The 26,424-nt window shown below is 70.8% G+C and carries 23 protein-coding genes, 1 tRNA gene and 1 pseudogene; 9 read left to right on the top strand and 16 right to left on the bottom strand.

All coding sequences use genetic code 11. The features are described from left to right. Positions 1 to 48: 48 nt before the first annotated feature. Positions 49 to 519 (bottom strand): N-acetyltransferase, encoded by a 471-nt coding sequence (locus R2B38_RS15855; RefSeq protein WP_318016804.1) that lies wholly within the window; start codon positions 517 to 519, stop codon positions 49 to 51. Between the two features lie 261 nt (positions 520 to 780). On the opposite strand from R2B38_RS15855, the gene R2B38_RS15850 reads away from it, so the two are divergent. After that, positions 781 to 1,554 carry a response regulator transcription factor gene (locus R2B38_RS15850; RefSeq protein ID WP_318016803.1) on the top strand — a complete coding sequence of 258 codons (774 nt, stop codon included), beginning with the start codon at positions 781 to 783 and terminating at the stop codon, positions 1,552 to 1,554. A 57-nt stretch (positions 1,555 to 1,611) separates the two neighbouring features. Here the strand turns inward: R2B38_RS15850 and R2B38_RS15845 are convergent, their stop codons facing one another. After that, positions 1,612 to 2,109, bottom strand: a complete 498-nt coding sequence (locus R2B38_RS15845; protein WP_019064646.1) for a MarR family winged helix-turn-helix transcriptional regulator — start codon at positions 2,107 to 2,109, stop codon at positions 1,612 to 1,614. 118 nt (positions 2,110 to 2,227) lie between these two features. On the opposite strand from R2B38_RS15845, the gene R2B38_RS15840 reads away from it, so the two are divergent. The 3 genes from R2B38_RS15840 (at position 2,228) to R2B38_RS15830 (ending at position 3,654) form a co-directional block, all read left to right on the top strand. After that, a complete protein-coding gene (locus tag R2B38_RS15840; protein ID WP_318016802.1) occupies positions 2,228 to 3,031 on the top strand; it encodes a trans-aconitate 2-methyltransferase in 804 nt (267 codons plus the stop codon). A 3-nt stretch (positions 3,032 to 3,034) separates the two neighbouring features. Continuing rightward, the gene (locus R2B38_RS15835) at positions 3,035 to 3,397 is read left to right on the top strand and encodes a VOC family protein (RefSeq protein WP_318016801.1); all 363 of its coding nucleotides are present in this window, start codon (positions 3,035 to 3,037) and stop codon (positions 3,395 to 3,397) included. 83 nt (positions 3,398 to 3,480) lie between these two features. Beyond that, the gene (locus R2B38_RS15830) at positions 3,481 to 3,654 is read left to right on the top strand and encodes a CsbD family protein (protein ID WP_200685523.1); all 174 of its coding nucleotides are present in this window, start codon (positions 3,481 to 3,483) and stop codon (positions 3,652 to 3,654) included. Between the two features lie 90 nt (positions 3,655 to 3,744). Here the strand turns inward: R2B38_RS15830 and R2B38_RS15825 are convergent, their stop codons facing one another. Together R2B38_RS15825 and R2B38_RS15820 are read right to left on the bottom strand one after the other, a co-directional pair. Next, entirely contained in the window at positions 3,745 to 4,422 is a 678-nt protein-coding gene (locus R2B38_RS15825) for a TetR/AcrR family transcriptional regulator (protein WP_019064642.1), read from the bottom strand. Beyond that, positions 4,419 to 5,435 carry an acyl-CoA desaturase gene (locus R2B38_RS15820; protein ID WP_318016800.1) on the bottom strand — a complete coding sequence of 339 codons (1,017 nt, stop codon included), beginning with the start codon at positions 5,433 to 5,435 and terminating at the stop codon, positions 4,419 to 4,421. Before R2B38_RS15820 ends, R2B38_RS15825 begins: the two co-directional genes overlap by 4 nt. 307 nt (positions 5,436 to 5,742) lie before the next feature. Between R2B38_RS15820 and ppc the strand changes: the two genes are divergently transcribed. Beyond that, entirely contained in the window at positions 5,743 to 8,475 is a 2,733-nt protein-coding gene (gene ppc / locus R2B38_RS15815; protein ID WP_318016799.1) for a phosphoenolpyruvate carboxylase, read from the top strand. A 66-nt stretch (positions 8,476 to 8,541) separates the two neighbouring features. On the opposite strand, the gene R2B38_RS15810 is transcribed toward ppc, so the two are convergent. The 6 genes from R2B38_RS15810 to R2B38_RS15785 form a co-directional block, all read right to left on the bottom strand. Next, entirely contained in the window at positions 8,542 to 8,988 is a 447-nt protein-coding gene (locus R2B38_RS15810) for a hypothetical protein (RefSeq protein WP_318016798.1), read from the bottom strand. An 81-nt stretch (positions 8,989 to 9,069) separates the two neighbouring features. Further along, a complete protein-coding gene (gene pth, locus R2B38_RS15805; protein WP_318016797.1) occupies positions 9,070 to 9,672 on the bottom strand; it encodes an aminoacyl-tRNA hydrolase in 603 nt (200 codons plus the stop codon). A gap of 71 nt (positions 9,673 to 9,743) precedes the next feature. Beyond that, positions 9,744 to 10,328 (bottom strand): 50S ribosomal protein L25/general stress protein Ctc, encoded by a 585-nt coding sequence (locus tag R2B38_RS15800; RefSeq protein ID WP_033284304.1) that lies wholly within the window; start codon positions 10,326 to 10,328, stop codon positions 9,744 to 9,746. Positions 10,329 to 10,657: 329 nt separating this feature from the next. Beyond that, a complete protein-coding gene (locus R2B38_RS15795) occupies positions 10,658 to 11,638 on the bottom strand; it encodes a ribose-phosphate diphosphokinase (protein ID WP_033284305.1) in 981 nt (326 codons plus the stop codon). Between the two features lie 77 nt (positions 11,639 to 11,715). Then, a complete protein-coding gene (glmU, locus tag R2B38_RS15790; protein WP_318016796.1) occupies positions 11,716 to 13,161 on the bottom strand; it encodes a bifunctional UDP-N-acetylglucosamine diphosphorylase/glucosamine-1-phosphate N-acetyltransferase GlmU in 1,446 nt (481 codons plus the stop codon). A gap of 175 nt (positions 13,162 to 13,336) precedes the next feature. After that, a tRNA-Gln gene (locus tag R2B38_RS15785) sits at positions 13,337 to 13,408 on the bottom strand. 194 nt (positions 13,409 to 13,602) lie between these two features. On the opposite strand from R2B38_RS15785, the gene R2B38_RS15780 reads away from it, so the two are divergent. Continuing rightward, a complete protein-coding gene (locus tag R2B38_RS15780) occupies positions 13,603 to 14,925 on the top strand; it encodes a sensor histidine kinase (RefSeq protein WP_318016795.1) in 1,323 nt (440 codons plus the stop codon). Positions 14,926 to 15,137: 212 nt separating this feature from the next. Here the strand turns inward: R2B38_RS15780 and R2B38_RS15775 are convergent, their stop codons facing one another. Next, entirely contained in the window at positions 15,138 to 15,632 is a 495-nt protein-coding gene (locus tag R2B38_RS15775; protein WP_318016794.1) for an SUKH-3 domain-containing protein, read from the bottom strand. Between the two features lie 100 nt (positions 15,633 to 15,732). Continuing rightward, complete coding sequence (locus tag R2B38_RS15770) at positions 15,733 to 16,272, bottom strand: YwqJ-related putative deaminase (RefSeq protein WP_318016793.1); 540 nt, start codon at positions 16,270 to 16,272, stop codon at positions 15,733 to 15,735. A gap of 397 nt (positions 16,273 to 16,669) precedes the next feature. Between R2B38_RS15770 and R2B38_RS15765 the strand changes: the two are divergent. From R2B38_RS15765 to R2B38_RS15755, 3 genes and pseudogenes are all read left to right on the top strand, one after another. Further along, positions 16,670 to 17,670 (top strand): annotated as a pseudogene (locus R2B38_RS15765) (SMI1/KNR4 family protein). Positions 17,671 to 17,677: 7 nt separating this feature from the next. Next, positions 17,678 to 20,518 carry an SUKH-4 family immunity protein gene (locus R2B38_RS15760; protein WP_318016792.1) on the top strand — a complete coding sequence of 947 codons (2,841 nt, stop codon included), beginning with the start codon at positions 17,678 to 17,680 and terminating at the stop codon, positions 20,516 to 20,518. 197 nt (positions 20,519 to 20,715) lie between these two features. After that, positions 20,716 to 21,603 (top strand): cellulose-binding protein, encoded by an 888-nt coding sequence (locus R2B38_RS15755; protein ID WP_318016791.1) that lies wholly within the window; start codon positions 20,716 to 20,718, stop codon positions 21,601 to 21,603. A 93-nt stretch (positions 21,604 to 21,696) separates the two neighbouring features. On the opposite strand, the gene R2B38_RS15750 is transcribed toward R2B38_RS15755, so the two are convergent. The 4 genes from R2B38_RS15750 to R2B38_RS51315 all read right to left on the bottom strand — a co-directional run bounded on the left by R2B38_RS15750 (position 21,697) and on the right by R2B38_RS51315 (position 26,405). Then, the gene (locus tag R2B38_RS15750) at positions 21,697 to 22,296 is read right to left on the bottom strand and encodes a hypothetical protein (protein WP_318016790.1); all 600 of its coding nucleotides are present in this window, start codon (positions 22,294 to 22,296) and stop codon (positions 21,697 to 21,699) included. Further along, a complete protein-coding gene (locus tag R2B38_RS15745) occupies positions 22,293 to 24,008 on the bottom strand; it encodes a PHP domain-containing protein (RefSeq protein WP_318016789.1) in 1,716 nt (571 codons plus the stop codon). Before R2B38_RS15745 ends, R2B38_RS15750 begins: the two co-directional genes overlap by 4 nt. Before the next feature lie 127 nt (positions 24,009 to 24,135). Further along, on the bottom strand, positions 24,136 to 25,830 hold the full coding sequence (locus R2B38_RS15740; protein ID WP_411978459.1) for a cation acetate symporter: 1,695 nt from the start codon (positions 25,828 to 25,830) through the stop codon (positions 24,136 to 24,138). Next, positions 25,827 to 26,405 (bottom strand): DUF485 domain-containing protein, encoded by a 579-nt coding sequence (locus R2B38_RS51315; RefSeq protein ID WP_411978458.1) that lies wholly within the window; start codon positions 26,403 to 26,405, stop codon positions 25,827 to 25,829. Before R2B38_RS51315 ends, R2B38_RS15740 begins: the two co-directional genes overlap by 4 nt. Positions 26,406 to 26,424 lie beyond the last annotated feature (19 nt).

Genomic DNA, 26,424 nt, shown 5'->3' with positions numbered 1-26,424 from the left:
CTGGGCTGAGCGTCTCGTTCGCCCCGGATGTGTTCACCTCGGACGTGTTCACCCGGGGTTCGCTCGGCCCAGCCTCTTCGTCAGGGTGTACTCGGTGAGCCCCGGCGGGTAGTCCGGGATCACGCACACCACCTCGTACCCCTGCTTCTTGTAGAACTCCGGCGCCTGGAAGTCCCACGTCTCCAGCCGGGCCGCCCCGCAGCCGCGCTCGTCGCGGGCGACGCGCTCCGCCTCGGCGAGGAGGCGGGAGCCGAGGCCCGTGCCGCGGTGCCGGCCGTCCACCCACAGGTACGTCACGTGCAGCCAGTCCGCCCAGCTGTGCCCGACCAGCCCGCCCGCGAGACCACCGACGGCGTCCAACGCCCACACCTGGAGCGGAACTTCACGTTCGCGAGGGGTTCCGCGCAGGGCGCGCAGCACCGGGGAGGCGGCCGTGTTGGTTTCGAGCAGCCGGGCGCGGAGCAGATCGCGTCGCTCCTTGTCGACTTCCGTCTCAATACGAAACATGCGGCTCACCATAAACGCGCCGGACAATCAGTTCTGCAAATGAGGTTCCGCTGCCGCGCCCCGGCCGTACGCTGTGAGCAGCACCGGTGGGGGCCGGTGCTGATCAGGGGGCGAGACAAGTCGGGTACGACGCCCGATGTGGGGGTAGCAGTGTCTGCACGGCGGCGGCCGGGCGGCGCGGGCCGCTCCCGGGCGTCGTACCCGCAACCATCGCTTCGTCTCCCGACGATGAGGTATCCCCTGCTCCACCAGGAGCCTGGGGAAGGGGGTTTCGTGGTTCGCATCCGAGTCCTGGTCGTCGACGACCATCGCATCTTCGCCGAGTCGCTCGCCGCGGCACTGGCCGCCGAGCCCGATGTCGACGTGTCCGCGGCCGGCAGTGGTCCCGCCGCGCTGCGCTGCATGGAGCGCGCGAACGCCGAGGGCCGCAGATTCGACGTCCTGCTGGTGGACGCCGACCTGGGCGGCAATGTGCCCGGTGTACGGCCCGCCGTCCCTGTTCAGGCGGGCAACGAGGACGGGCTGGTGGACGGGATCTCCCTGGTCGCCGGGGTCCGTTCGGCCCAGCCGAGCGTACGGATGGTCGTGCTGGCGGAGAAGGACGATCCGCGCCGGGCCGCGCTGGCCCTGCAGGCCGGGGCCTCCGGCTGGGTCGCCAAGGACTGCTCGCTGTCCAGGCTTTTAACCGTCATCCGAGGGGTGCTTCGCGATGAGACGCACCTGCCGCCCGCCCTGCTGACGGGCGTCCTGCGGGAGTTGACGGCCGCGCGCAAGCACCGCACCGAGAGCGAGCGCCTGGTGGAGTCGCTGACTCCGCGGGAGCGGGAAGTACTGCGCTGCATGGTGGCCGGTCTGGGGAGGAAGGCGGTCGCCGAGCGGCTGTTCCTCTCCCCGCACACAGTCCGGACGCATATGCAAAACGTGCTCGGCAAGTTGGGCGTCCACTCCACCCTCGCGGCGGTCGCGCTCGCCCGGCGCGCGGGCGTGGGTCCCGTCGACCTGGGGCCTGTCGCGCGGATCATGCCGGAGGAGAGCAGCAGTGCCTGATCGGTACCGGTGAGCGGGGCCGGACGGGAGCGCGGGACCCCGTGCCCCCGGCCGGACTCAGCCGGGGATGTTGTCGAACGGGGCGGTCAACTGGCGTAGCAGGCCCGCCAGTTCGCCCCGCTGGGCGCGGGAGAGTTCCGCGAGGATCGCGCGCTCCTGCGCCAGCAGCCCGGCCAGGGCCTGGTCCGCGCGGTCCTGGCCCTCCTCGGTGAGCCGGACCAGCACGCCCCGGCGGTCGCTGGGGTCGGGGAGCCGCTCGACCAGGCCCTTCTGCGCCAGCCGGTCGATACGGTTCGTCATCGTGCCGGACGTGACCAGCGTCTGCGTCAGCAGCTGGCCGGGGGAGAGCTGATAGGGGCTGCCCGCGCGCCTGAGCGCCGTCAGCACGTCGAACTCCCAGGGCTCCAGGCTGTGCTCGGCGAACGCCAGCCGCCGGGCCCGGTCCAGATGCCGGGCCAGCCTGCTCACCCGGCTGAGCACCTCAAGTGGCTCCACGTCGAGGTCGGGGCGCTCCCGGCGCCACGCTGCGACAAGCCGATCGACCTCGTCCTCCATGACGATCAGTGTAGTGGTTGTGTCGACATGAAGTCTCTTGATATCAAGCCTCTTGATTAGGAGTCTCTTGGCCCAAAGTCTCTTGACATCAAGATATGTCGGCGGGAAGGTAGAAGCCATGACGACTTGGGATCCCGCTCAGTACCTGCGCCACGCCGGCCACCGCGCCCGCCCGTTCGCCGACCTCCTCGCCCGCGTCACCGACCTCCCCGGTGCCGCGCCCCGGATCGCCGACCTCGGCTGCGGCCCCGGCAACGTGACCACCGTCCTCGCCGACCGCTGGCCCACCGCGCACATCACCGGCTACGACAACTCACCCGAGATGCTCGCCAAGACCGAGCCCTACGCCGGTCCCACCCCCGGCGGCGGCCGGCTCGACTTCGCCCACGCGGACGCGACGGAGTGGACGCCGACCCAGACGTACGACCTGATCGTGTCGAACGCTGCGTTCCAGTGGGTGCCGGGTCACCTGGACCGGTTCGGCGACTGGGTGGCCGCGCTGGCGCCCGGCGGCACCTTCGCCTTCCAGGTGCCGGACAACATCGACGCGCCCCTGCACGCCCTGATGCGCGAACTGGCGGGCAGCACACGCTGGAAGAGCCGCCTCGGCGAGATCCTCCGCCGCGAGGACTCGGTCCACGTCCCCGGCGTCTACCTCGACCACCTGGCCCGTCTGGGCTGCGCCCCGGACGTCTGGCAGACGACGTACCAGCACATCCTCCCCGGCGAGGACCCGGTCCTCGACTGGGTCAAGGGCACGGGCCTGCGCCCCGCCCTGACCGCCCTGGCGGACGACCCGGAGGCACGGGACGCGTTCGTCACCGAGTACCGCGACCTCCTCCGCGAGGCGTACCCGACGAAGGACTACGGCACGGTCCTCCCGTTCCGCCGCCTGTTCGCGGTGGCCCGCAAGGAGGTGTGAGGGGTGCTCGCGGCCGTGGACCATGTGCAGTTGGCGGCTCCGGCGGGGTCGGAGGACGCGCTGCGGGCGTACTACGTCGACGTCCTCGGGATGACCGAGATCCCGAAGCCGGCTGTGCTGGCGGCGCGGGGCGGGTGTTGGTTCGGGGCGGGGGCTGTCCAGCTGCACCTGGGCATCGAAGCGAACTTCAGGCCCGCGAAGAAAGCCCACCCGGGGCTCCGCGTGACCGGCATCGAGGCGTACGCGGCGCGGCTGAAGTCCCTTGGGGTGTCCGTCACTTGGGACCACGACCTGCCCGGGCACCGGCGTTTCTACTCCGAGGATCCGGTGGGGAACCGGCTGGAGTTCCTGGAGCCCGACGTCTGACCGGTGTTTGCGCGACGGCATCGAGGCTACCCGGGTGGTGGCACCGAGTACCGAGTTCCGATCCGACCGGGAGTTGATGAACCGTGGCGAAGGACGAGAAGGCCAAGGCCAAGAAGGAACAGGTCAAGGGCAAGGTCAAGGAGAAGGTCGGCGGGGCCGTGGGCAACGAGACCATGAAGGCGAAGGGCCAGGCCGAGAAGTCCAAGGGGGACGCCCGGCAGGCCAAGGAGAAGGCGAAGGACGCGTTCAAGCGCTGACGCCGGAAGCGGTGAGGGGCCCCTGCGGGACGGCAGGGGCCCCTCACTTTTCCCGTCTCACGGGTTCAGCACTTTCCCCGTCTCGCGGGTTCAGCTCTTTCGGCGCCCTATCAAATGCGGCTTCGACTCCAGCCCGTCCAGCCCGTGCCACGCGAGGTTCACCAGATGGGCGGCGACCTCCGCCTTCTTCGGGCGGCGGACGTCCAGCCACCACTGGCCGGTCAGGGCGACCATGCCGACGAGGGCCTGGGCGTAGAGGGGGGCGAGTTTCGCGTCGAAGCCCCGGCTCTTGAACTCGCGGCCCAGGATGTCCTCGACCTGCGTCGCGATGTCCGAGATGAGGGACGCGAAGGAGCCGGTGGACTGGGGGATGGGGGAGTCACGGACCAGGATGCGGAAGCCGTCCGTGTACTCCTCGATGTAGTCGAGGAGGGCGAAGGCCGCCTGTTCGCAGAGTTCGCGGGGGTGGCCGGCGGTCAGGGAGCTGGTCACCATGTCCAGCAGGCGGCGCATCTCGCGGTCCACCACCACCGCGTACAGGCCCTCCTTGCCGCCGAAGTGCTCGTAGACCACCGGCTTGGAGACCCCGGCCTTCGCCGCGATCTCCTCCACCGACGTGGCCTCGAAGCCCTTCGTCGCGAAGAGCGTGCGACCGACCTCGAGCAACTGCGCCCGGCGTTCCGCTCCCGTCATCCGGGTGCGGCGCGCGCGTCGGGGCTTCTCGTTGCTCGGGGTGCTGCTGGGATCGGTCGCCACGGCGTCAATCATGCCGCCTCCGCCGACTCCTTCCGGGGCTGAGAGCCGTCCGTACCGGAGATACGGCGCGAATCGATACGCGAGCGTGACGGCCAGCGCACGTCATAGGCCCAGCCGAGCTGCTCGCACCAGCGGATGATCCGGGCCGAGGAATCGAGCTGGCCGCGCATCACACCGTGCCGCGCGGACGTCGGGTCGGCGTGGTGCAGGTTGTGCCAGGACTCGCCGCAGGACAGGATCGCCAGCCACCACACGTTGCCCGAGCGGTCCCGGGACTTGAAGGGGCGCTTGCCGACCGCGTGGCAGATCGAGTTGATCGACCAGGTGACGTGGTGCAGCAGGGCCACCCGCACGAGCGAGCCCCAGAAGAAGCCCGTGAACGCGCCCCACCAGGACATCGTCACCAGCCCGCCGATCAGCGCCGGCAGCGCGAGCGACAGCATCGTCCAGTAGATGAAGTGGCGGGAGATCGTCCGGATCGCCTTGTCCTTGATCAGGTCCGGGGCGTACTTGTCCTGCGGGGTGCGCTCCTCGTCGAACATCCAGGCGATGTGCGCCCACCACAGGCCCTTGATCAGCGCCGGCACGGTCTCGCCGTAGCGCCACGGCGAATGCGGGTCGCCCTCCGCGTCGGAGAACTTGTGGTGCCTGCGGTGGTCGGCGACCCAGCGCACCAGCGGGCCCTCGACCGCCATCGACCCGGCGATCGCGATGGCGATCCGCAGCGGGCGCTTCGCCTTGAAGGAGCCGTGGGTGAAGTACCGGTGGTAGCCGATCGTCACGCCGTGGCAGCCGAGGTAGTAGAAGAACACCAGCAGGCCGAGGTCCAGCCAGCTCACGCCCCCCCAGCTCCACGCCAGCGGGATCGCCGCGAGCAGGGCCAGGAACGGGACCGTGATGAAGAGGAGAAGAGTGAGTTGTTCCAGCGACCCCTTCCTCTCGCCGCCCAGGGTGGCGGCGGGGAGCGGAGTGCCGTCGTCGTTCGCCCGCGGGGCGTCGTCGATCACATCGGAGCTCGTGGTCATGGGCGTCCCCTGTGGGGTTCGGAGGTGGAGGCGGAGCGTCGGACGGCGGGAGCCGGGCAGCAACAGTTCAGCATGGACTTCCCTACGGTTCCGTAACCTACGGCGACGTAAGTATGGCAGCGCGTCGACCGGTGGACGAAGCCCGTGAGACCGCGCGTCAGAGTGGACACCTATCCTGGGTGTCGGTCGGACAGCGCGGTCCGCTCTGTTTTCTTCCCGGATGTCCGTCCCGTATGCGGCAGCCGCCGCGGGACCGCCGTCCGGGTTCCCTCCAGACGAGCTTCAAACACTGCAAGGAGCCGCACCTGTGAGCAGTGCCGACGACCAGGCCACCACGACCACCAACGAGCTGCGCGCCGACATCCGGCGCCTCGGCGACCTGCTCGGCGAGACCCTCGTCCGCCAGGAGGGCCCCGAGCTGCTCGAACTGGTCGAGAAGGTCCGCCGCCTCACCCGTGAGGACGGCGAGGCCGCCGCCGAGCTGCTGCGCGGCATAGAGCTGGAGACCGCCGCGAAGCTGGTCCGCGCCTTCTCCACCTACTTCCACCTCGCCAACGTCACCGAGCAGGTGCACCGCGGCCGCGAGCTGCGCGCCCGCCGTGCCGCCGAGGGCGGTCTCCTCGCCCGTACGGCCGACCGCCTCAAGGACGCCGACCCGGACCACCTGCGCGAGACGGTCAAGAACCTGAACGTCCGCCCGGTCTTCACCGCGCACCCCACCGAGGCCGCGCGCCGGTCGGTCCTCAACAAGCTCCGGCGCATCGCCACGCTCCTGGAGACCCCGGTCATCGAGTCCGACCGCCGTCGCTACGACACCCGTCTGGCCGAGAACATCGACCTGGTCTGGCAGACCGACGAGCTGCGCGTCGTACGCCCGGAGCCCGCGGACGAGGCCCGTAACGCCATCTACTACCTGGACGAGCTGCACGCGGGCGCCGTCGGCGACGTCCTCGAAGACCTCACCGCCGAGCTGGAGCGCGTCGGCGTCAAGCTGCCCGACGACACCCGCCCGCTCACCTTCGGCACCTGGATCGGCGGCGACCGGGACGGCAACCCGAACGTCACGCCCCAGGTCACCTGGGACGTCCTGATCCTCCAGCACGAGCACGGCATCAACGACGCCCTGGAGACGATCGACGAGCTGCGCGGCTTCCTCTCCAACTCCATCCGCTACACGGGCGCGACGGAGGAGCTGCTCGGCTCCCTCCAGTCCGACCTGGAGCGGCTGCCGGAGATCAGCCCCCGCTACAAGCGCCTCAACGCCGAGGAGCCGTACCGCCTCAAGGCCACCTGCATCCGGCAGAAGCTGGAGAACACCAAGAGCCGCCTGGCCAAGGGCACCCCGCACGAGGACGGCCGCGACTACCTCGGCACCGCCGAGCTGCTGCACGACCTCACCCTGATCCAGACCTCCCTGCGCGCCCACCGCGGCGGCCTCTTCGCCGACGGCCGCATGGACCGTACGATCCGCACGCTCGGCGCGTTCGGCCTCCAGCTCGCGACCATGGACGTACGCGAGCACGCGGACGCCCACCACCACGCGCTCGGCCAGCTCTTCGACCGGCTCGGCGAGGAGTCCTGGCGGTACTCCGACATGCCCCGCGAGTACCGCGCGAAGCTGCTCGCCAAGGAGCTCAGGTCCCGCCGTCCTCTCGCGCCCACCCCGGCGCCCGTCGACGCGGCCGGTGAGAAGACCCTCGGCGTCTTCGAGACCGTCAAGAAGGCGCTCGCCGTCTTCGGGCCCGAGGTCATCGAGTCGTACATCATCTCGATGTGCCAGGGCGCCGACGACGTCTTCGCCGCCGCCGTCCTCGCCCGCGAGGCCGGGCTGATCGACCTGCACGCCGGGTGGGCGAAGGTCGGCATCGTCCCGCTGCTGGAGACCACGGACGAGCTGAAGGCCGCCGACACGATCCTTGAGGACATGCTCTCGGACCCGTCCTACCGGCGGCTCGTGGCGCTGCGGGGCGATGTCCAGGAGGTCATGCTCGGGTACTCGGACTCCTCCAAGTTCGGTGGCATCACGACGTCCCAGTGGGAGATCCACCGGGCGCAGCGGCGCCTGCGTGACGTGGCCCATCGCTACGGCGTCCGGCTCCGGCTGTTCCACGGCCGCGGCGGGACCGTCGGCCGCGGCGGCGGTCCGTCGCACGACGCGATCCTCGCCCAGCCCTGGGGCACGCTGGAGGGCGAGATCAAGGTGACCGAGCAGGGCGAGGTCATCTCCGACAAGTACCTGGTGCCGTCGCTGGCGAGGGAGAACCTGGAGCTGACGGTGGCCGCCACCCTCCAGGCCTCCGCGCTGCACACCTCGCCCCGCCAGTCCGACGAGGCGCTGGCCCGCTGGGACGCGGCCATGGACGTGGTGAGCGACGCGGCCCACTCCGCCTACCGCAGGCTGGTCGAGGACCCGGACCTGCCGACGTACTTCCTCGCCTCCACGCCGGTGGACCAGCTCGCCGAACTGCACCTGGGCTCGCGGCCCTCCCGCCGCCCCGGCTCGGGCGTCTCGCTCGACGGACTGCGCGCGATCCCGTGGGTGTTCGGCTGGACCCAGTCCCGGCAGATCGTGCCGGGGTGGTTCGGTGTCGGCTCAGGGCTGAAGGCGCTGCGCGAGGCCGGCCTCGACACCGTGCTCGACGAGATGCACGGCCAGTGGCACTTCTTCCGCAACTTCATCTCCAACGTGGAGATGACGCTGGCCAAGACGGACCTGCGGATCGCCCAGCACTACGTCGACACCCTCGTCCCCGACGAGTTGAAGCACGTCTTCGACACCATCCGGGCCGAGCACGACCTGACCGTCGCCGAGGTGCTCCGCGTCACCGGCGAGGCCGAACTCCTCGACGCCACCCCGGTGTTGAAGCAGACCTTCACCATCCGGGACGCCTACCTCGACCCGATCTCGTACCTCCAGGTGACGCTCCTGAAGCGCCAGCGTGACGAGGCGGCGGCGGGCGCGGACCCCGACCCGCTGCTGAGCCGCGCGCTGCTCCTCACCGTGAACGGTGTGGCGGCGGGCCTGCGCAACACCGGCTGACCGGATACGGACGAGGGGTGCCCCCGAGCTGTCGTAGAGGCTCGGGGGCACCCGTCGTTCAAGCGGTCAGAGGGCCAGGAACGCGGCCGTCAGCAGCACGAACCCCGACCCGGCCAGCACCCACGCGGCCCGGGTCAGGCGCAGGCCGCCCGCGACCACCACCGAGGCGAGCAACAGGGCGCCGCCGAGGGGGACCCAGGCGTAGAGGATGCCGGCGGGACCGGAACGCATGACCTCGTCGGTGCCGGGCTTCACGACCACGGCGTACGTCTGGCCCTTCTTCACCGCGACGGTGTGGTCGATGACGACCTCGGCGCGGGCCTGCGACCCCGTGGAGACCGGGGTGTACGGGCCGGTGCAGGTGTCGTCGCCGCACGCGGTGACCTGGATCGTGCCGGTCTCGCGGCCCTTGGTGAGCATCACGTTGTGGGCGGTCGGCCAGGAGCCCCACACCCCGGCGATCAGGATCAGCGCGGCGACCGTGCCCATTGCCGCGAGCCGTCCGAAGTTCATGGCGGGGATCATTGGCCATACCCGCACGCGCGGTCAACTCCCGCACGGGACAAGTCGGTTAAGTGGGGCAAGCCGGACGGATCAGGAGTTGTACGCGCTCTGCGCCCGCTCCAGGCCCTCGCTCACCAGGCACTCCACGGAGTCCGTCGCGCGGTCCACCAGGAAGTCCAGTTCCTTGCGCTCCGTCGAGGAGAAGTCCTTCAGGACGAAGTCGGCGACCTGCATACGGCCCGGCGGGCGTCCGATGCCGAACCGCACCCGGTGGTAGTCCGGGCCCATCGCCTTCGTCATCGACTTCAGGCCGTTGTGGCCGTTGTCGCCGCCGCCGAGCTTGAGGCGGAGGGTGCCGTAGTCGATGTCGAGTTCGTCGTGCACGGCGACGACGTTCGCGAGCGGCACCTTGTAGAAGTCGCGCAGCGCGTTGACCGGGCCGCCCGAGAGGTTCATGAACGACGTCGGCTTGACCAGGACGACCCGGCGGCTCGCCGGACCCGGCGCCCCGATGCGGCCCTCCAGGACCTGCGCCTGTGCTTTGCCGGCCCGCTTGAACTTGCCGCCGATCCGCTCGGCCAGCAGGTCGGCCACCATGAAGCCCACGTTGTGCCGGTTGTTGGCGTACTCAGGGCCCGGGTTGCCGAGTCCCACGATCAGCCAGGGGGCATTGGCGTCGGTCGTCACGTCCATGTCTCCATCGATACGCGCCAGCCGCTGCTCCCGGTGGGAACAGCGGCTGACGAAACAGTGAGCGGTGAGGATCAGGCCTCGGTGCTCTCGGCCTCGGCGTCGGCGGACGCCTCCTCGGCCTGGGCGGCCAGGACCTGGAGGACGACCGCGTCCTCGTCGATCGCCAGCGTGGTGCCCTTGGGCAGCGGGATGTCCTTGGCGGCGATGGAGGCACCGGCCTCCAGGCCCGCGATGGACACGGTGACCGACTCGGGGATGTGCGTGGCCTCGGCCTCGACGGTGATCGTGCTCAGCACGTGCTCCAGCAGGAAGGAGCCCGGGGCCAGCTCGCCCTCGGTGTGGACGTAGACCTCGACGGTGACCTTCTCGCCGCTCTTCACGGTGAGCAGGTCGACGTGCTCCAGGAAGCCCTTGATGGCGTCACGCTGGACGGCCTTCGGGATGGCGAGCTGGGTCTTGCCCTCGATGTCCAGGGTGAGCAGGACGTTCGGGGTACGCAGGGCGAGCTGCAGCTCGTGGCCCGGCAGGGTGATGTGCAGCGGGTCGACACCGTGGCCGTAGACCACGGCGGGGACCTTCTTGTCACGGCGGATACGGCGGGCGGCACCCTTGCCGAACTCGGTGCGGGTCTCGGCGGCGAGCTTGACGTCGGCCATGGTCACTCCTCGTAGAACAGTCGGGGATGGGGGTCCCCCCGCTCGAGCGAAGTCGAGAGTGGGGGAGGTCACCCGGCCGAACATCGGCCTGCTACGAAGAGCGCGTCGATAACGGACCGCCGCACCTGGATATCGGTACGGCCTCCCTCGCCGAGCAACTGTGGCAGCTTACTCGGCGGAGAGGCCGTACCGGAAATCGATCTTCAGCTCACGAGCGCCCCAAAGGGGCGCGGGGCTGTGTCGATATGCGGCTCCGCCGCGTGGGCGCGACCAGCCACGACGGCGCCGCAGACGATCGACGGCATCTCGCGGCTCTTCCAGCGGAGCGCTCAGTGCTCGTCGAACAGGCTCGTCACCGAACCGTCCTCGAACACCTCTCGGACCGCGCTCGCGATGGTCGGCGCGATCGACAGGACCGTGATCTTGTCGAGGTCGGCGCCCACCTCGCCCGGGGTGGGCAGGGTGTCCGTGAGGACGAACTCGCTGACGCGGGAGTTCTTCAGGCGGTCCGCGGCAGGGCCGGAGAGCACGCCGTGGGTGGCCGTCACGATGACGTCCTCCGCGCCGTGCGCGAACAGCGCGTCCGCCGCGGCGCAGATCGTGCCACCGGTGTCGATCATGTCGTCGACCAGGACGCAGACGCGGCCCTTGACCTCGCCGACGACCTCGTGGACGGTCACCTGGTTCGCCACGTCCTTGTCGCGCCGCTTGTGCACGATGGCGAGGGGCGCGCCCAGGCGGTCGCACCAGCGGTCGGCGACGCGCACGCGGCCGGCGTCCGGGGAGACGACGGTCAGCTTGCTGCGGTCGACCTTCGAGCCCACATAGTCCGCGAGGAGCGGGAGGGCGAAGAGATGATCCACGGGGCCGTCGAAGAAGCCCTGGATCTGGTCGGTGTGCAGGTCGACGGTGAGGATGCGGTGCGCACCCGCCGTCTTCATCAGGTCCGCGACCAGGCGGGCCGAGATGGGCTCACGGCCGCGGTGCTTCTTGTCCTGGCGGGCGTAGCCGTAGAAGGGGACGATCACGGTGATGGAGCGGGCCGACGCGCGCTTGAGGGCGTCGATCATGATGAGCTGCTCCATGATCCACTGGTTGATCGGAGCCGTGTGGCTCTGGATCACGAAACAGTCCGCACCGCGCACCGACTCCTCGAAGCGGACGTAGATCTCGCCGTTCGCGAAGTCGAAGGCCTTCGTCGGGACGACCCCGACACCCAGCTGCTGGGCGACCTCCTTGGCAAGCTCGGGGTGGGCGCGGCCGGAGAAGAACATCATCTTCTTCTCGCCGGTCGTCTTGATCCCGGTCACAGCACTGTCTCCTCAGAGGTCATTCAACTGGGTGTGCGTTTATCACGGTACGCCGTGTTCGACGCGCCCGTTTCCGGTCAGTTCTCGCTCTCGCCCTGGCGGGAAGCCGTTTCCGCGGCCTTCGCCGCCGCGCTGCCCGGACGCTTGCGGGCCACCCAGCCCTCGATATTCCGCTGCTGGCCACGGGCCACGGCCAGCGAACCGGGCGGTACGTCCTTCGTGATCACGGAGCCGGCGGCGGTGTAGCTGCCGTCCCCGACCGTGACGGGTGCCACAAACATATTGTCCGAACCCGTCCGGCAATGCGATCCCACGGTGGTGTGGTGTTTGTCCTTGCCGTCGTAGTTCACGAAGACGCTGGCGGCACCGATGTTGGTGTACTCGCCGATCGTCGCGTCCCCGACGTAGGAGAGGTGCGGGACCTTCGTGCCCTCGCCGATCGTCGCGTTCTTCGTCTCGACGTACGTCCCGATCTTGCCCTTCGGGCCCAGCCGGGTGCCGGGACGGAGGTAGGCGAACGGGCCGACGGACGCCTGCGGGCCGATGTGCGAGCTGACGGCGACGGTGTTGTCGACGCGGGCGCCGGCCTCGACGGTGGTGTCCGTGAGGCGGGTGTTGGGGCCGACCTCGGCGCCCTCGCCGATGTGGGTGGCGCCGTGCAGCTGGGTGCCGGGGTGGACGATCGCGTCCTGGCCGAAGGTGACGGCGACGTCGATCCAGGTGGTCGCCGGGTCGATGACGGTGACGCCGGCGAGCATGGCCTCGGTGAGGAGGCGGTCGTTGAGGATGCGGCGGGCCTCGGACAGCTGCACGCGGTTGTTGATGCCGGCGATCTCGCGGTGGTCGGCCGCGACGGAGGCGCCGACGCGGTGCCCGGCCTCGCGCAGGATGCCGAGGACGTCGGTGAGGTACTCCTCGCCCTGGCTGTTGTCGGTACGCACCTTGCCGAGGGCGTCGGCGAGCAGCTGGCCGTCGAAGGCGAAGACCCCGGAGTTGATCTCGCGGATCGCGCGCTGCGAGTCGGAGGCGTCCTTGTGCTCGACGATCGCGGTCACCGCGCCGGAGGCGCCGTCCCGGACGATCCGGCCGTAGCCGGTGGCGTCGGGGACCTCGGCGGTCAGGACCGTTACCGCGTTGCCGTCGGTGGTGTGGTTGGCGGCGAGGGTGCGGAGGGTCTCGCCGCGGAGGAGGGGGGTGTCCCCGCAGACGACGACCACGGTGCCGTCGACGGTGCCGAGCTCTTCGAGCGCCATGCGTACGGCGTGACCCGTGCCGTTCTGCTCGGCCTGGACCGCGGTCCGTACGCCGGGGTCGGTCTCACCGAGGTGGGCGGTCACCTGCTCGCGGGCGTGGCCCACGACGACGACCAGGTTCTCCGGCTCCAACTCGCGGGCGGCGGCCAGCACATGACCGACCAGGGTCCGGCCGCAGAGCTCGTGCAGGACCTTCGGTGTGGCCGACTTCATACGGGTGCCCTCACCCGCTGCGAGGACGACGACGGCTGCCGGGCGAATGGCGCTCACGGGTTTGCCCTTCGGCTTCGGAATGCTGGGGGGTGGACATTCGCAGGATACCGGGGCGTTTCATGGGGGACATGAGAGTGGGCCCTGACTGTGCTGTCAGGGCCCTAACAGGGGTGCGGGGGGAGGGAGTTGCTCAGGTGCCGATCAGATGTCGATCAGTCGCGATCGGTTTTTGCTCCCCCGCCAGGACTCGAACCCGGACAAATGGCACCAAAAGCCACGGTGCTGCCAATTACACCACGGGGGATCAAACTCGTGAGAACCGGACATTTAGCCTGGTCGCCGAGTGGGCACAGAACACTATGCCGTACGTGATGCCCTCCGTGCGACGGGACTTGTCGCGGGTGATCGGTTTCGTGGCTGTTCGATTACGCGCCGTGGTGTGGGCAGGTCGCGAAAACTCGCCGGAAAAGCGGGCCTGAACGCCCGTAGGCTGGAGGCATGACCACGACGGGGGAAGACCATGCCGCGGCCCGGGGAGGGCCGGGGTGGTGGACCAGGTGGCGCAGTGCGGTGCTGGACACGGGGCTCGCGGCGGGGTCCGCCGCGGAGTGCGGGGCGGAGGGGGTCCGGTTCGCGCACGACGCGGGGATCCCGGCCGCGGTGGGGGTTGTCTTCGGGGTGCTGGCCGGGTCGGCGCTGATCGTTCGGCGGAAGTGGCCGATCGCGGTTGTGCTGGTGTCCATCGCCATCACCCCGGCCCAGATGGGTTACCTGATGGGCATCGTGGGGCTGTACACCCTGGCCGCTTCCGAGTTGCCGCGGCGGATCATCGGGTCGCTGGCCGGGATGTCGTTCCTCGGGATGCTGATCGTCATGTTCGTGCGGGTACGGCAGGACATGCAGCGGGGGACGTGGGAACTGGGGGACTGGTTCGTTCCGTTCGCCTCCATCACCACGGCGGTCGGGATGACCGCGCCGCCCGTGCTGCTCGGGCTGTACGTGGGTGCGAGGCGGCGGTTGATGGAGAGTCTCCGGGAGCGGGCGGACAGTCTGGAGCGGGAGCTTCAACTGCTTGCCGAACGTGCCGAGGAGCGTGCCGAGTGGGCGCGGGGTGAGGAGCGGACCCGGATCGCGCGGGAGATGCACGACGTCGTCGCGCATCGGGTGAGTCTGATGGTCGTGCATGCGGCGGCGCTGCAGGCCGTTGCCCGGAAGGATCCCGAGAAGGCCGTCAAGAACGCGGCGCTCGTGGGGGACATGGGGCGGCAGGCGCTCACCGAACTCCGGGAGATGCTCGGGGTGTTGAGGAGCGGTGACAGCCGGGACGCGCGCGAGCGGGCGGCCGTGCCGCTGGTCGCGGTGGGCGTTGCCGCGGCGGCTGCGGCTGCGGCTTCTCGGGCCGTGGAGGACGAGGGTGCGGGGGACGGGCCCTGTCTGTCGGACGTGGACGAGTTGCTCGGGCAGTCGGCGGCGGCCGGGATGGCCGTGGATCTGTCGGTGGAGGGCGAGACCCGGTCGTACGCGGCGGAGATCGAGCAGACCGCGTACCGGGTGGTGCAGGAGGCGTTGACGAACGTCCACAAGCACGCGGCGGGCGCGAAGACGCATGTGCGGCTTGCTCATCGGGTGTCGGAGATCGCCATGCAGGTTGAGAATGAGCCGCCGCCTGAGCTTGCGTCTGCTTCGGCTGCGCGGTTGCCCTCTGGAGGGAACGGGCTGGTGGGGATGCGGGAGCGGGTGCTCGCGCTGGGCGGGGTGTTTGTTTCGGGGCCTACGGATGCGGGTGGGTTTCGGGTGTCTGCGGTGATTCCGGCGGGTTGAGTTGTCGGGTGCGGGTTGTGTGGGGCTGGTCGCGCAGTTCCCCGCGCCCCTAGGTGGTTTGGGGGTCGGCGCCGCGCCGGGGGTATCCGTCCTCGGATCGGCGCGGGGCGTTTCTTGGGAGTGCGGCTGGGTGAGCGCCGACCGCTGCGGGCGGACACCCCCCGACACGGCGCCTTCTCGCCGTACGAAGGTTGCGGTCGTCCTGGGTGCGGTCAGCCCGCTGTGAGTCGTACCGGCTCTATGCCCGAGACCAGGGTCGCCAGGGCCTGGTCGATGTCGGGGCCGAGGTACCAGTCGCCGGTGTGGTCCAGGGCGTAGACGCGGCCCTCGGAGTCGATGGCCAGGAGGGACTGGGTGTCCGGTTCCTCGCCCAGGGGGCTGACGTCGGTGTCCAGGGCTCGGCCCAGGTCGCCGAGGGTGCGGGCCATGTGGAGGCCGTGCAGGGGGTCCAGGTGGAGCGCCACGGGGGAGATCTGGCGGCCGGGGCCGGTGGGCGCGATGTGCAGGCCGCCGAACTCGGCCCAGGCCTCCACCGCCGCCGGGAAGACGGCGTGCTGGTGGCCCGCGGGCGAGGTGTGGTCGCGCAGGGTGTCCGCCCAGATCTCGGCCTGCTTTATGTCCCAGCGGCCGGGCTGCCAGCCGGCGGCGCGCAGGGCGGCGTCCACGGGTACGGAGAAGCGCGTGGTGGAGTGGCGGTCGGCGTGCATCTGCCCTTCGATCGTCGGCGTCAGGGACGGTGGAGCGGTGGTGCGGTGGTGCTGGAGTTCTGTGGTGGTGCTGTCTTGCCTTGGTGCTACGGGGGTGGGGTCAGCCTGATTCCGTCGCGGGGTCGACGACTCGGACGCCGAAGTGGGCGCTGAGGGCTGTGCAGGCCTGGCAGGGGGGCGCGAAGCTGCCGTGCAGGGGGTCGCCGTCCTCGCGGATGCGGCGGGCGGTGAGCTTGGCCTGCTTGAGGGTCTTGCGGGCCTCGCCGTTGGTCATCGGCTTGCGGGCGGCGCGCTTGCTGCGGGCCTCGTCCGCCGCGGTGATGTGGCGGGAGATCAGGATCGCCTCGGCGCAGCGGCCGGTGAAGCGGTCGCGCTGGGCGCTGGTGAGGGTGTCGAGGAAGTCCTGCACGAGTGGGTGCAGCGCGGGCGGCTGGTCGCCGCGGGCGGCGGTGCCGGTGAGGGTGGTGGCGCCGCGCACGGAGAGGGCGGCGGCGACGGTCGGAAGTATGCCGTCACGGCGGTGGTTGAGGGCCGGTGTGTGCCGTGCCTCGGTGGCGCTCCAGCCGACCCGGGGGTCGCCGGACGGCCCGGTGTGCGCCCCGGTGTGCGGTCCCGTCTGCGTCGCGTTCATGATCGTCATCCCCTCCCGAGCATCCCCCGGCGGGTCACAGAGTGCCAAATGCCGTGGCTGGTGCGGTAGCTGGGGCGGTGCGACACGCCAGGGCTTCGGCGGGCTGTCACGAGGGGGTGACGGCAGGTCACGGAAGTGGGGGTTCGGTGACGGGTGCGGTGCGTTCGGTGAGGAGTGCGGTGAGCGGGTGCGGCCGACCGCTGCCGGTGACCGGTGTCGCCGTACCGCATAGGCTGTCCGCACCGCGATCCACGCGGTCGACGCGTGGAGACACGCGGGGAGACGGTCGAACGCAGACGTCAAGAAGAGCAAGAAGAAGACGAGACAGTCGATACGGGGCGTAGTGGGGCGAGTTGGATATTCGGCCTGCTGTGAATCGTACTGAATGCCGCAGGGGGCAACCGCCATGACGACAGGTCGGCTCGGGCAGCGAGCCGCGCCACCGAACGCGGCCTACGCCGGGCAGGTCGTGCACTTCCCGGACCCGGTCCGGGCGGCCCGTCACCCGCGAGGGGTGCGGATGGACGAGCGCGGCTATCCCGACTTCTCGCCGTACGCCCGTGCGGCTGCGGAGATCGCGGAGCCTCCGGAGGGGTTCGGGGTCGACGAGCTGAGGCTGACCGACTATGTGTCGGCCAACGCCGCGCTCGCCGCCACCAGTCATGAGTTGTGGGACACCGTGCCCGCGGTGGCCACCCCGCACGGCTGGACCTGGCATCACGTGGTCGGCACCCGGCGTCTCGAACTCGTCCCCGTGGAAGTGAAAGCGCTGCTGCGTCATCACGGAGGGATCGCGACGGCCGGCGTCGACCACGCCAAGCGCGGCACGCGTCCCCTTCAGGAGACCCGCCCCGCGCACTTCGGCCTGCCGAAGTCGACGGTCGCGGTGACCGAGGCGCAGGTGCAGGGCGTCGAGGAGGACCTCGGCTACCGGCTCCCGGGCGCCTACCGCTCGTTCCTCAAGGCGGCCGGCGGCTCCGCGCCCGTCGGCACCGCGCTGGACGCCGAGTTGGGGCTGCTGATCGACCAGCCGTTCTTCACGGTCCGCGACGAGGCCGCCGTCAACGACCTCGTGTACGTCAACAAATGCCTGCGCGACCATCTCACCAAGGACTACCTGGCCGTCGGCTTCGTCCAGGGCGGCCTGCTCGCGGTGAAGGTGAAGGGCAGGCGATCGGTTCGGTCTGGTTCTGCGCCTACGACGACGCCCGCGACGTCGACCCGTCCCAGGCTCCGGCCGACCGCGTGGAGCGGTTGCTGCTGCGTGCCGGGGACGACTTCGACCAGTTCCTCGCCCGACTCGCGGGAAATCCCCCGGAGTTGGAGACGGTGGCGAATCTGATGGTGGACGGTGGGTTCGCCCAGTCCGTTCCGGTGTCGTCCGCGGCGCCTGCGGTGGGGGAGTGAGCTGAACATGGTGACCTTCGCGCAGGCGCAGGAGCGCGCCGAGGAGTGGATCAACGGCGACGTGCCGTCGTACCAGCATCGCGAGGTGCGGGTGCGGGAGTTCGACCTCGGCTTCGTGATCTGGGCCGAGGACCGCGCCGACGGACCGCGTTCGGACGGCGGCGCGCAGCGGATGGTGCTCGCCCGCGACAGCGGCGAGGCCACGCTGTGGCCCTCGCTGCCGGTGGGTGAGGTCGTCCGCCGCTACGAGGAGGAGTACGGCCGCGCCGACGACGTCGCCGACGCCGTACCGGCGGCTCCGGCCGCCCGGGTGGACCTCAACCAGACCTCGTTCCTGCTGAGTCCGCCGGAGTGGCTGCAGGAGGCGGCGGACAAGCTGGGGATTCCGGATCGGCGGGGGGAGTCGGGGGCTGTTTCTGCTTCGCCTCCGGCTCCGACTCCGGCTGCTGGTGCGGGAGTTGGGGTGCAGGGGTCAAGTCCCGGTGCCGGTGCGGGAGTTGGCGCTCCCGGTTCGGCGGGGCGTGCGCTTCCTGAGACTCAGGCCGGGGTGCCGGCCGCTTCGGCTTGGCCCGATGCCGGTGGGGCCGGGGTGCCGGACGACGCGCCTGCCGTGCCTGCCGGGGCGACTCCCTGGGCGGGGACCGACACCAACGCGGATGCCGGCGAGGACCGTTCGGTACCGCTGCCCGCGACCGTCTTCGCGCCGCCGCTGAGCGAGCCCGAGGACAACACCCCGTCCGACGCCAAGACCGCGCTGATCTCCGGGGGGAGCCAACTCCCGCGCACGGCGATGTCTCCGGCTCTCGATGATTCCCGCCCCAGCTCCGACTCCGGTGCTGGGGGCGGGGGTTCGCAGGGGCCGGGTGGACAGCCCGGTGGTGCGCCGCAGGGCAGCACGCCGCCGTCGTACGGGTATCCGCAGGGTGCGCCGCAGCCGGCTCCGTCGTCGTACGGGTATCCCCAAGGGGCCGGTAACGTGCCTCCGCCTCCTGGTGGGCCCGGGGTGCCGGGGCGGGCGCTCGCGCCCAACGCCGGGGACATCGCCGACGCCGCGACCAGCAAGGCGGCGCCTCCGCCGCGCCGGGGCGGTGGGTCGACCACGCCTCCTCCGCCGGGTGCGCCCGGGACGCCGGGGGCGCGGCCGGGCGGTGCGCCTGCGTCGCCTCCGCCGCCGCCCGGTGGGTATGTGGCGACGCAGATGGTTCCGGGGCTCGGTCCTGAGGGGCCGGGCGGTCAGGGCAATCAGGCGGGGCCCGGTGCGCCGCAGCCGCCTGGTCCGCCCGGCGTGCCCGGTGCTCCGGGCACGCCCGGGGGTACGCCTCCGGGTGGGGTGCACCATGCCGCGACGATGCTTGCCGATCCGGGGCAGGGTGGGCCTGGGGCGGCGGGGCCGAGGCCTCCGCAGCCGCCGGGTGCCCCTGGGGTTCCGGGTGTGGCTGGGGTTCCGGGGGCGCCCAAGCCGCCTGGTGCTCCCGGAGTTCCCGGCGCACCCGGTGGGCATGGTGCCCCCGGTGCTCCCGGCGCGCCTCAGCCACCGAACGGCCCCGGCAACCCCGGTTCGCAGGGCGGTGCTCACGGTGCCGTGCATCACGCGCAGACCATGCTCGCCGGGCCGCCGGCGGGTGGGCCCGGGGTGCCTCCGCCGCCGCAATTCCCGGGCGCGCCCGGTGCGTTGGGCGCTCCCGGTATGCCGCCGGGGGCTCCGCAGCAGCAGCCGATGCCGCCGGGCGCGATGCCTCCCGGTGCGATGCCTCCGGGTGCCATGCCGCCGCCGGGGCAGCCCATGCCCGGTCAGGGCATGCCGCCCATGCCCGCGCCGGGGCAGCCGTTCCCCGGGCAGCAGCAGCCCGCGTACGGCTATCCGCAGCAGGGGCAGCCGACCGTAGGACCGGGGTATCAGGCCGTGTTGCGGTACCGCGCGCCGGACGGGTCCGAGCAGCAGCTGATCCGGCGGTCCGCGCCGGGGACGCCGCACCCGGAGTGGCAGATCTTCCACGAGCTGCGCGGCATGAACATCCCGCCGGACCAAGTCCTCGAACTGCACACGGAGTTGGAGTCGTGTGAGTTGCCGGGCGCGTACTGTGCGCGGATGATCCGCGAGCAGTGGCCGCAGGCCCGCATCGCGAGCATCGCGCCGTACGGTACGGATCACGCGAGTCGGCAGCAGGGGATGCGCGAACTCCTCGCCCACCAGGGCGAGTTGCACCAGGTCGCCGACGGGCCGGCCCGACTCGCCCCGGTGCGGGCGCCGTTGCCGCCGGTGCAGCCGACGCCGCCGATCCCGCCGGAGGCGATCGCGCAGGAACTGGCGGGCGCGTTCGGGCCGGGCGTGTTCCGGTTCGAGCAGGCGGCGGTGTCCCGGCAGGGCGTGCCGCCGGTCGTCGCGCACACGCTGGTCGCGGCGGGGCTGCCGATGGACATGGGCCCGTTCTTCTGGGCGCAGGCCCAACCGGGGCGCCCCGTACCGACGTTGGCCGAACTCGCGCAGGAGCGCGGGGTACGGCCGTCCGCCGACGCGGGCTCGTACCTCGTCATGGGCAGCGACTTCGGCCGCGCGATCTGCGTCCAGTACGGCACGGCCAACATCGTCGCGGTGCCGGTGGAGGCGGGGCCGGGCGGAGCGCCCGTGCCGCCGCAGTTCGTGAACACGGGGCTGCCCGAGTTCGCGCGCTGTCTGGCGCTGCTCGGGCGGATGTGGCGACTGCGGTACGGGCTGAACCAGGAACAGGCCGGCCGTTGGACCGTCGACTTCCAGGCGCAGCTCGCTTCGCTGGATCCGGCGGCGCTGGGGTCGCCGGAGAGCTGGTGGTCGGTGTTGCTGGAGCAGATGTGGGACGGGTTGTTGTGACGTCGATCCGCTGAACAGGCGCTATTGAGCTGTATTGAAGGGCCGGCCCCGGTCGCGTGATCGGGTCCGGCCCTTTTGTATTGCCTGATGCCCGTTACCTGTCTGCGGAGTGTCGCGTTATGAACACTTCCGCCCGATCCATCAAGATATGCGGCAAATCATCATGTCGTGTCCGTCGGATGGAGAGGGGTTCCAGGATGAGCAGCGCAACGGTGTCACCACGTGGCTTCGTGGCCGTACGGGGGCGCGGCTACCGCCCCGACCAGGTCGACGCGTACGCGGCGGCGATCTCGCAGTACCGGGACGTGGCGTGGGAGCGGGCCGCGCGGCTGACCGTGCTGGCCAAGGACATGGAGGCGGAGGCCGAGCGGATGCGCGGTGCCGTGTCCCGGCTGGCTCCGCAGACGTACGAGGCGCTGGGGGAGCGGGCTCAGCGGCTGTTCCGGTTGGGGGTGGAGGAGGCCGCGGCGCTACGGGAGTCCGCGCGGCGTGCGGCGGAGGAGGAGGTCGCGCAGGCCGAGGCGCGCGCCTCGGGTGTGCTTCAGGCTGCGCGGGAGTACGCCGACGCGCTGCGTGCGGAGGTGGAGGAACGGGCTCGGCAGCGGCTCCTCGCTGCCCGCGCCGAGGCCGACGACATTCGGATCGGGGCTCGGCGGGAGGTGAAGGAGGGGCGTACCGAGGCGTTGTCCGCGTTGCGTGAGGTGCGGCAGCGTACCGCCGGGATGCTGGGGGAGCAGGCCAAGGAGCACGAGGAGCGGTGGGCGGTGGCCGAGCGGGAGGCGTCGTCTCGGGCGGCGGCTCTGGATGCGGAGTATGCCGAGCGGGTGGCTCTTGCGGAGGCTGCGTTGGAGGAGGCTCAACAGGCTTTTGCCGAGGCGGAGTTGTCGGATCGGCGACGGCAGGAGGAGGCGGCCTCGCGGGCGGATGAGGTGGTGGCGGAGGCTCGGGTGCGGGCGGAGCGGGTTGCTCGGGATACGGAGCGGGTGCTGCGCGAGCACGGGGAGACGTGGGATGACGTGCAGGCACATATGGATCATGTGCGGAGTAGTTTGACGGCGCTTACGGGGCGGGCTGCGGCGGAGTGATGTGACGGGGGGAAAAGGGGGCGCGGTTGTCGTCATAGTGCGGCTGCGTGGGGGCTGGTCGCGCAGTTCCCCGCGCCCCTTGGGTGGGCATAGTCATGGGTGGTCTGCGCAGCAGGGGGTTGGGTTGGGGACCTCGAAGGGGGCCAGGGTGTTGCTTGCCGCCGGGACCAGCGCCAGGGTCAGGTGGCCCTCGCGCCACTCGGGGCGTACGTGGTCCTGAGTGTGTACGGGCGTGACAGGGTCCGGAGCCTCGCCCGACGTCGCGCCGACCACGATCACCCTGTCCACGGCGGACAGTTGCAGGAGGTCGGCCACTGTGACCGTGCCGGTGAGTTGATCCGAGCCGGGGAAGAGTACGGCTCGGCCGGACCGGTGTGCGGTGTGTTCCGCCGCGGCCAGCACCGCGGCCGCGGATGGCCCGTGTCTACGGTCGTCCAGGGCCGCGCCCATCTCCGTCGCCGTGAGCTGTTGCCATGCCTTCTCCGCCGCCTCGCCATCAGGCAACTCCAGGGATACGGCCGTCCCCCTGCGCGTCTCCGTGCGGATCAGGTGGGTGCAGGCGACCGTCTCGGGTGGAAGCGCGAGGGTGGTCGCGAGGTCGTGGATCAGGTGGTCCGCCTCGCGGAGCGTGGTCGTGCCGGCGTCCACCCCGATGACGGGGTGGACGCCGGACGGGTCGTAGGGGGTGGTCATGCGGGGAGGACCCACATCGGGTTGGAGTAGAACCAGAGGTCCTTCCACGGGTCGGCGTCGCCGAGGACGTCCATCGCGGGGCCTACGGGGTCTACGGACGGGCCGTTGATGCCTACGGCGGTGCGGTTGCCGTCGGTGCCGCGGAGGCGGACGTAGACCGGCTTGTCGAGGCGGCCGAGGGAGTACGTGAGGCGGACGGTGCCGTTGGCCTTGTCGACCTCGAAGGACTTGACGACCTTCGTCGCCGGGGTGGCGAAGGTGTCCTTGTCCTTGACCGGGCCGGTGACATCGCCCTGGATGACGTCGACGCGGGCCAACTTGGGCTGGAACTGGGCCCAGTTGGGGCCGTTCGACAGGCTGATTCTGATGGTCAGGTCCACCTGCGCGCCCCGGCGGACGTGCAGTGCGCCGCCGAGGGTGACCTCGCGGCCGCCGTAGGACAGGCGGGCGTCGAGGCCGCTGATCAGGCCGCCGTGGTCGACCCAGACGCGGCCCGCGCGGATGCCGTCCATGACCGCCTTGTAGGAGAAGGAGGCCGCGCCTACGTGCGTGCGGGAGTACTGGCCGGGCCAGAAGTCCGTGTCGGTGAGGCTGATGCCGGTGCCGTAGACCGGGTCCTCGTAACGGCCGTTGGCGTTGAAGTCGCCGCCCGGGCCGCGTACGGCCGTGTCCGCGTAGACGTTGTGGGAGTCGGAGTTGGCGGTGATCCACCAGGGCTTGCCCTCGGCGAGGAGGCTGTCCCACAGGCCGCCGACCGTCGAGGTCATCCAGTCGAAGCCGCCCCAGGTGCGGTAACTCTCCAGCGGGTAACCGGGGAACGAGTCCGCGCTCGGGCTGCCGTCGTAGATGCCGCGGCCGCCGCCGGGGCCGTTCGGCTTGGGGATGCCGCCCGCCTGGTGGCCGGGGGCGCCCTCCATGCCGACCGCGATCGAGGGCTGCGCGTCGCGCCAGCCGCGGATCTCGTGCGGGGAGTCGATGCCCTTGCGCGCCGGGTGGTTGGCGAGGAACAGCGCGTCCTTGACCTTGCGGCGGCGGACCTGGTCGGCGAGGAAGTTGACGCCCGCGATCGCGAGGGCCTCGTTCGCGGGCGAGTTGCCGCTCGCGTTCTTCACGCTGCCGTCGAAGGAGTTCTCGAACTCCTTGAGTACGGCTACCTCGTTGGAGCCGGGGTGTACGAAGACCGTGCCGTGCTCGGCACCCGGGATGTTCCACTCCAGGCCCTGGAAGACGAGGGTGTCGTCGGTCTTGTCACGGGCGTCGACGATGTCCGGATTGACCTTCTCCACACCGATCTTGGCGTGCGCGACGCTGCCGTGGTCGGTGATGACCATCCAGTCCAGGCCGTGCGCGTTCGCCTGGCGTACGTGGTCGATGACCCGGTACTTCGCGTCGCTGCTGTACTGGGTGTGGATGTGGTGGTCGCCGGCCAGCCACAAGTAGCCACCGCCACGCGACTTCTGGGACGACTGCTGCTGCGCCGACTGCTGCACCGACGCGGCTGCCTCCCCCGCGCCCGCGAGCACGCTGCCCGCCGCAAGTCCCGCGCCCAGCAGGCCCGTTCGGCGCAGCATGCCTCTGCGCGAGAGCTGACTGGGTGTCAATTCGGCGTCCGGTATGGACGTGTCGAGGGCGGGCGGCAGCGACGTACCGTCGCCGTCTCCGTGGTGGTGATGGTGGTGACCGTGGTCGCCGTGGCTGTGGCCGTGGCTCATGCTCAACTCCCGCTGATGCAGGGGGACCTTCACGCTCGGACGTGCAGAGTCTGGAAAGGAGCGGTGAACAGCGGGAGTCGAGGCGGTGGTGTGGCAAAGAACGAGTCATGCACGGCTACAACACCGGTCATGCGGTGCTTTTGCGTCGGTCATGCGGGGTCTCTCCGGGTGTCTGGCCGCTGTCTCTCCGTACCGCGCCCGCCAGGATCCACCCCTCCATCGCGTCGTACCGCCGCCGCTGTTCCTCCTCCTCGCGGCGGCCCGAGGCGACCGTGCCCAGCCAGCCGCAGGCGAAGCCGAGGGGGATCGTGACGAGGCCCGTCGTGGTGAACGGGAACCAGTTGAAGTCGGCGCCCGGGAAGGCGGCGGTGGGCGAGCCGGAGACCAGGTTGGTGCCCGGCATCAGGATGAGGACGGAGAGGGTGCCGCCAACCAGCGTGCTGAGCAGGCCTGTTCGGGTGTAGCGGCGCCAGAAGAGGCTGTAGACGAGGGCGGGCGCTATGGCCGAGGCGCCCAGGCAGAAGGACAGGGTGACCAGGGGTTGCAGGCCCCGGTGCTGGATCAGCGTCGCGAGCACGATCGCCGGAACGCCCACCGCCAGCGCCGAGTAGCGGGCCAGCGTCATCTCGCGGCGCACCGGCATCTCCTGGACGCGGGTCGCGAAGACGTCGTGGGCGAGGGAGTTGGCGCAGGCGAGGATCATCCCGGCGACCGAGGCGAGCAGGGTGAGGAAGATCGCCGTGGTGACGGTGGTGAACAGGAGGGTCTCCGTCGTCGACAGACCCGACCCGAACACCGCCCGTGAGCCCAGGAGATAGGCCGTGTTGCCCTGCGGGTCGGCCCGCGCGATCGCCGCCCGGCCGAGCAGCGCCGTCGCGCCGAACCCGACGACCGTCACGATCACCACGAACAGCGCGACGCCCGACACCGCCCACGACATCGACCGCCGCACCTGCCGGGCGCTCGACGCGGTGTACATGCGCATCGTGATGTGTGGCAGACAGGCGCCGCCGATCACCACCGTCAGCTCCGAACTGATCATGTCCAGCCGGGGACTTGGCCCGCCCGCGAACTGAAGTCCCGAGTGCAGGAAGGCCGGTCCGGCGCCGCTGCGCTCCGCCGCCGTGTCGAAGAACGTGCCCAAGTCCCAGTGGAAACGGTTCAGGAGGAGTACGGCGATCACGGCCCCGGACCCGAGCAGCATCACGATCTTCAGGATCTGGATGAGCGCGGTGCCCTTCATGCCGCCGATCGCCGCGTAGCTGATCATCAGCGCGCCCAGGCCGATGATGCAGCCGGTCTGCAGGAAGTCGCCGGAGAAGCCGAGGATGAACGCCAACAGCTGTCCCGCGCCCGCGAGTTGGACCAGCATCAGCGGCAGCAGCGCGACGATCGTCACCGCGCACGCGACGATCCGTACGGAACGTCCCGGCATCCGGCGGGCGAGCGCGTCGCCCATCGTGAACCGGCCCGCGTTGCGCAGCGGTTCGGCCAGCAGGAACATCAGCAGCATCAGCGACAGGGCCGTGCTCAGCGCGAGCACCACCCCGTCGTAGCCGTACAGGGCGATCACCCCGCCCGTGCCCAGCACGCTCGCCGCGGAGATGTAGTCACCCGCTATGGCAAGGCCGTTGCGCAGCGGGGAGAGGGAGCCGTAGCCCGTGTAGAACTCGTCGAGGTCGTCGCGGTCCGGGCCCGTCATCACGCAGAGCAGGAGGGTGATCGTCGCGACGGAGGTGAAGGCCACCAGCGACATGGTCTGCGAGGAGTCCCTGAGGCCGGTCATCGCCGTGACGGTCGTCATCGCGGTCGTTCCGGTCATCGTGCCGCCTCCCGTCTCGCGTCCAGTTCGGCCTGTCTGCGGAAGCGGTCCGCGAGGGGGTCGACGCGACGCCGGGCCGTGCGCTCGTAGAGCGCTATCGCCAGCCAGGTGACGGGCAGTTGGGCCAGCGCGAGCAGCAGCCCGGTGGGTACACCGCCGGTGCCGGTGCTCGTCATCAGCGCGGGCGCGAACGCGGAGAGCGCGAGGAAGAGACAGAAGTAGCCGAGCGCGGCGCTGGTCGCCACCCGGCGCTGCCGCCGGTACGCGCCGCGCAGGATGCGCAGATCGCTGTGGTTGCCGAGCGCGGGGCGACGGGGCAGGCGGCGGCGCTCGGGCGGGGGCGGGGGTGGCTGCCAGGGGTAGGTGATGGTGGGCGGGGGCTGGGTCGGGGGCGGTGCGTGGTCGTACGGGATGTAGGGGACGGAGTCCGGGTCGTACGGGGTGTAGTGGCCGGTCTTGGGGTCGTACGGGGTGTACGGGTCGGCGTCAGGGTCGTACGGGGTGTACGGGTCGGGTGACGAATGCACGTCATCCGGGCGGTACGAATCATGCGGAGGGTACGGGTCGTAGGACATCCCGTGCTCCTTGCGTGGC

This window comes from Streptomyces sp. N50 (assembly GCF_033335955.1).
Taxonomy (GTDB): Bacteria; Actinomycetota; Actinomycetes; order Streptomycetales; family Streptomycetaceae; genus Streptomyces.
This window is presented reverse-complemented; position numbering and strand designations above follow the sequence as displayed.

Coding starts and splice junctions, on each gene's coding strand:
- R2B38_RS15855 (WP_318016804.1), bottom strand. CDS start 519: ATGGTGAGCCGCATGTTTCGTATTGAGACGGAAGTCGACAAGGAGCGA.
- R2B38_RS15845 (WP_019064646.1), bottom strand. CDS start 2,109: ATGGAGGACGAGGTCGATCGGCTTGTCGCAGCGTGGCGCCGGGAGCGC.
- R2B38_RS15840 (WP_318016802.1), top strand. CDS start 2,228: ATGACGACTTGGGATCCCGCTCAGTACCTGCGCCACGCCGGCCACCGC.
- R2B38_RS15825 (WP_019064642.1), bottom strand. CDS start 4,422: ATGATTGACGCCGTGGCGACCGATCCCAGCAGCACCCCGAGCAACGAG.
- R2B38_RS15820 (WP_318016800.1), bottom strand. CDS start 5,435: ATGACCACGAGCTCCGATGTGATCGACGACGCCCCGCGGGCGAACGAC.
- R2B38_RS15810 (WP_318016798.1), bottom strand. CDS start 8,988: ATGAACTTCGGACGGCTCGCGGCAATGGGCACGGTCGCCGCGCTGATC.
- pth (WP_318016797.1), bottom strand. CDS start 9,672: ATGGACGTGACGACCGACGCCAATGCCCCCTGGCTGATCGTGGGACTC.
- R2B38_RS15800 (WP_033284304.1), bottom strand. CDS start 10,328: ATGGCCGACGTCAAGCTCGCCGCCGAGACCCGCACCGAGTTCGGCAAG.
- R2B38_RS15780 (WP_318016795.1), top strand. CDS start 13,603: ATGACCACGACGGGGGAAGACCATGCCGCGGCCCGGGGAGGGCCGGGG.
- R2B38_RS15775 (WP_318016794.1), bottom strand. CDS start 15,632: ATGCACGCCGACCGCCACTCCACCACGCGCTTCTCCGTACCCGTGGAC.
- R2B38_RS15770 (WP_318016793.1), bottom strand. CDS start 16,272: ATGACGATCATGAACGCGACGCAGACGGGACCGCACACCGGGGCGCAC.
- R2B38_RS15760 (WP_318016792.1), top strand. CDS start 17,678: ATGGTGACCTTCGCGCAGGCGCAGGAGCGCGCCGAGGAGTGGATCAAC.
- R2B38_RS15755 (WP_318016791.1), top strand. CDS start 20,716: ATGAGCAGCGCAACGGTGTCACCACGTGGCTTCGTGGCCGTACGGGGG.
- R2B38_RS15750 (WP_318016790.1), bottom strand. CDS start 22,296: ATGACCACCCCCTACGACCCGTCCGGCGTCCACCCCGTCATCGGGGTG.
- R2B38_RS15745 (WP_318016789.1), bottom strand. CDS start 24,008: ATGAGCCACGGCCACAGCCACGGCGACCACGGTCACCACCATCACCAC.
- R2B38_RS15740 (WP_411978459.1), bottom strand. CDS start 25,830: ATGACCGGAACGACCGCGATGACGACCGTCACGGCGATGACCGGCCTC.
- R2B38_RS51315 (WP_411978458.1), bottom strand. CDS start 26,405: ATGTCCTACGACCCGTACCCTCCGCATGATTCGTACCGCCCGGATGAC.